Origin of the sequence: Nonomuraea fuscirosea, from assembly GCF_003001935.1 — a bacterium.
In the GTDB taxonomy this organism is placed as follows: Bacteria; Actinomycetota; Actinomycetes; order Streptosporangiales; family Streptosporangiaceae; genus Nonomuraea; species Nonomuraea fuscirosea.
Genome location: NZ_PVNG01000076.1, coordinates 1 through 3,054 on the forward strand (window position 1 = coordinate 1; position 3,054 = coordinate 3,054).

3 protein-coding genes are annotated in these 3,054 nt (G+C 66.9%); all 3 read left to right on the top strand.

Annotation, left to right across the window (positions count from 1 at the left end; genetic code table 11):
- Positions 1-135 precede the first annotated feature (135 nt).
- The 3 genes from istA (at position 136) to B0I32_RS56115 (ending at position 2,999) form a co-directional block, all read left to right on the top strand.
- Entirely contained in the window at positions 136-1,539 is a 1,404-nt protein-coding gene (istA, locus tag B0I32_RS56105; protein ID WP_106253675.1) for an IS21 family transposase, read from the top strand.
- A gap of 50 nt (positions 1,540-1,589) precedes the next feature.
- Positions 1,590-2,363 (top strand): IS21-like element helper ATPase IstB, encoded by a 774-nt coding sequence (istB, locus tag B0I32_RS56110; protein WP_106253676.1) that lies wholly within the window; start codon positions 1,590-1,592, stop codon positions 2,361-2,363.
- 156 nt (positions 2,364-2,519) lie between these two features.
- Complete coding sequence (locus tag B0I32_RS56115) at positions 2,520-2,999, top strand: hypothetical protein (RefSeq protein ID WP_219912578.1); 480 nt, start codon at positions 2,520-2,522, stop codon at positions 2,997-2,999.
- Positions 3,000-3,054 lie beyond the last annotated feature (55 nt).

The following is a 3,054-nucleotide window of genomic DNA, read 5'->3' on the forward strand; positions in this document are numbered from 1 at the left end:
TGTCGGCGTACGGGGCCATGTGCAGAGTCAGGTACAGGTAAACGTGCAGAGGTGAGCGGCGTGTCCGCTGCCGTAGTTGGGCGGTGTTGGTGAAGCCTGCCAAGTGATGTCGATCATTCTGGCGGGGACGAGGCGATGGTGCTGGAGGCCGAGCGGTGGCTGGAGCTGCGCCGGTTCCGGGCGCTGCGGGAGTCAGGGGCGTCGATCTCGGAGATCGCCCGAGAGACCGGACTGAACTGGCGCACGGTGCGCAAATACCTGGAGCACGAGGGGCCGGTGGCGCCTCCGACGGCTGCGGCGCGGCCGAGTCGGCGCAACCAGATGATCGACGCCTACGCGCCGGTGATCGATGCGTGGTTGCGGGCTGAGCTGCTGTTGAAGGGCACGGTGATCCACGAGCGGCTGGTCGAGGAGTACGGCTTCACCGGCAACTACCAGCGGGTCAAGCTCTACCTGCAGCAGGCTCGGCCGCGTATCGCCGCAGAGCTGGGTTACAGCCCGAACGAGCTGGCCCGACTGCACCGACGGTTCGAGGTGGTGCCCGGCGCCCAGGCTCAGGTGGACTGGGGTGATGAGGGCGCCATCCTGGCGCATGTCGGGATCGCCAAGGTCTACTCCTTCCACATGGTGCTGTCGTATTCGCGCGACCCGTTTTGCTGCTTCACCACGAGCCAGGACCTGGCCACCTTCTGGGCCTGCCATCGGCGGGCGTTCGAGCACTTCGGCGGCGTGCCCGGCGCGATCGTCTACGACCGCACCAAGACGGTGGTGCGCCGGCACGTGGCCCCGGGCAAGGCAGTGCCGCTGCATCCCGAGGCGGTGGCGTTCGCCGGGCACTACGACTTCGACATCGACGTGCTGGCCGCCTACCGGCCCACCGGCAAGGGCCGGGTGGAACGCCAGGTGTCGATCGTGCGCGACCATGTGCTGGCGGGCCGCTCGTTCGCCTCGCTGGATGAGCTCGACAATGCGTTCCTGGCCTGGGTGCCGCTGCGCCGCCGGCTGACTCATCGAACGCACGGCGAGGTGATCGGGGTGCGGGCCCTCCGCGACCATGCCGCGCTGCGCCCGATCCCGTCGCGGCCCTACATTGTGGCCAACCGGTATCTGCGCCACGTGGGCAAGGACTGCCTGGTCGCCTTCGAAGCCAACCTGTATTCGGTGCCGGCGACCAAGGTCGTGTCCCGGCAGTTGGTGGAGGTGCGCGCCTCTTCAGCCACCGTCAGCCTGCACACCACCGTGCCGGATGAACAGGGCATCACTCTGCTGGCCGTGCACCCGCGCGCGGTCGGCCGCGGCGCCCGGGTGGTCGACCCAGAGCACTGGCGAGCTCTGCCCGACGGCCACACCCGCGCCACCACGACCAGCGGCGAAAACCACATGGCGCCGGCGGATGAGCTGACGGCACGCCGCGCCGGCCACGAACCGACCGGAGCGCTGCGCTTCCTGCTAGCCAGAGCCGACGCGGCCAACGTCAAGGTCGGCCGTCGGCCGCTGTCGGTCTATGACCAGATCACCGGGACCGGCCCGTTCTCCTGACCACCTACCGCTCCGAGCCGACCTTCCGCACGCACAAGGGACATCAGACGTTGAGTGAGCTGGTCACCGCCCGCATCCGCGCCACCGCCACCAAGCTGGGCCTGCCGCACCTGGCCGAGCACTTGAACGAGCATGTCGGCCGCGCCGACGCCGCCCGGCTCGGCTACCTGGACTTCCTGGATCTGGTGCTGGAAGAAGAACACGCCGTCCGCGAGGAACGCCGTATCCGGCACGCTCTGCGCATCTCTAAGATGCCGCACCACAAGACCCTGGACGACTACGACTTCTCCTACCAACCGGAGCTGGACGCCCGCAAGGTCCGCGACTTGGCCACCTTGGCCTTCGTTGAGGCCAAGGTCAACGCCGCCTTGCTGGGCCCTCCGGGGGTCGGCAAGACCCACATCGCTGTCGCACTGGCCGTCGCCGCCTGCCGCGCCGGCTTCAGCGTCTACTTCACCACCCTTGATGACATGGTCCGCCAGCTCAAAGCCGCCGACGCCATCGGCCGGCTCGCCTCCAAGCTGCGGACTTACCTGCGCCCGCATGTTCTGGTCCTGGACGAGGTGGGCTACCTGCCTCTGGCCCGCGACGAGGCCAACCTGGTCTTCCAGATGATTTCGAAGAGGTATGAAAAGGGTTCGATCTTGCTGACGAGCAACAAGGCTTTCAGCGAATGGGGCCAGGTCTTCGGCGACGAGGTGCTGGCCACTGCCATCCTCGACCGCCTACTGCACCACTGCGAGGTCATCGCGATCAACGGCCCCAGTTACCGGCTCAAGAATCGACTTGCCGCCGTGACAACGGAGATCGCCGCCACCGGCTGACCCAGGTACGCGTCTTGCCCCTGCCATACGATGCCTCTTCCCTGCACCACGTCCAGACAGCCGACAGGACTCGACGCCTTGAACGCCCATCAAGAACGCCTTCGCGCCCGATTCCGCAACGCTCCGCTTCAACCGCCGCCCCCGCCATGGCGCCCCTTGCCACCATTAGCCGTCGGCGGCCTGACCGGCGTCGGATTCAGCCCGCCCCCAGACTCGGGCGAAGACCTCATCCTCGTGACCTCTCATCAGGGACGCGGCGTCGTCAACTGCGTCACCGGCCAGCGCATAGCGCGCGACCCCGATCCGGAGCCAGCATGGCCTGACGACTACACCCTCACCTGCGAAGGAATAGGCCCTCTCGCAGGTACTGCCATCCAGATCTCCGGACTCCTGGGTGGCGGCCTGCACACGACCACCACCAACGGGTGGTCCATCGACATCGTGACGCCCGACTGGCCCAACGAAAGCATCCTGCTGTCAAACCAGGGCGATCCCTACCGCGACGAAGCCGGATCAACCTGGTGGCACATTCACCGCGAAGAAGGATGCGAGATCCGCGCGGCGGGATTCTCACCAACGGGTCACACTCTCGCCATCGCTTCCAGCTGCACACTCACCCTCTTCGCCCACTCCTGACGTCCTCTGCACGAATACTCGTACGCACCTCTGCACACCAATGAGTACGCCGACA

What these genes read in the sequence shown, in the direction of transcription:
- istA (WP_106253675.1), top strand. Translation starts at nt 136, where the DNA reads ATGGTGCTGGAGGCCGAGCGGTGGCTGGAGCTGCGCCGGTTCCGGGCG.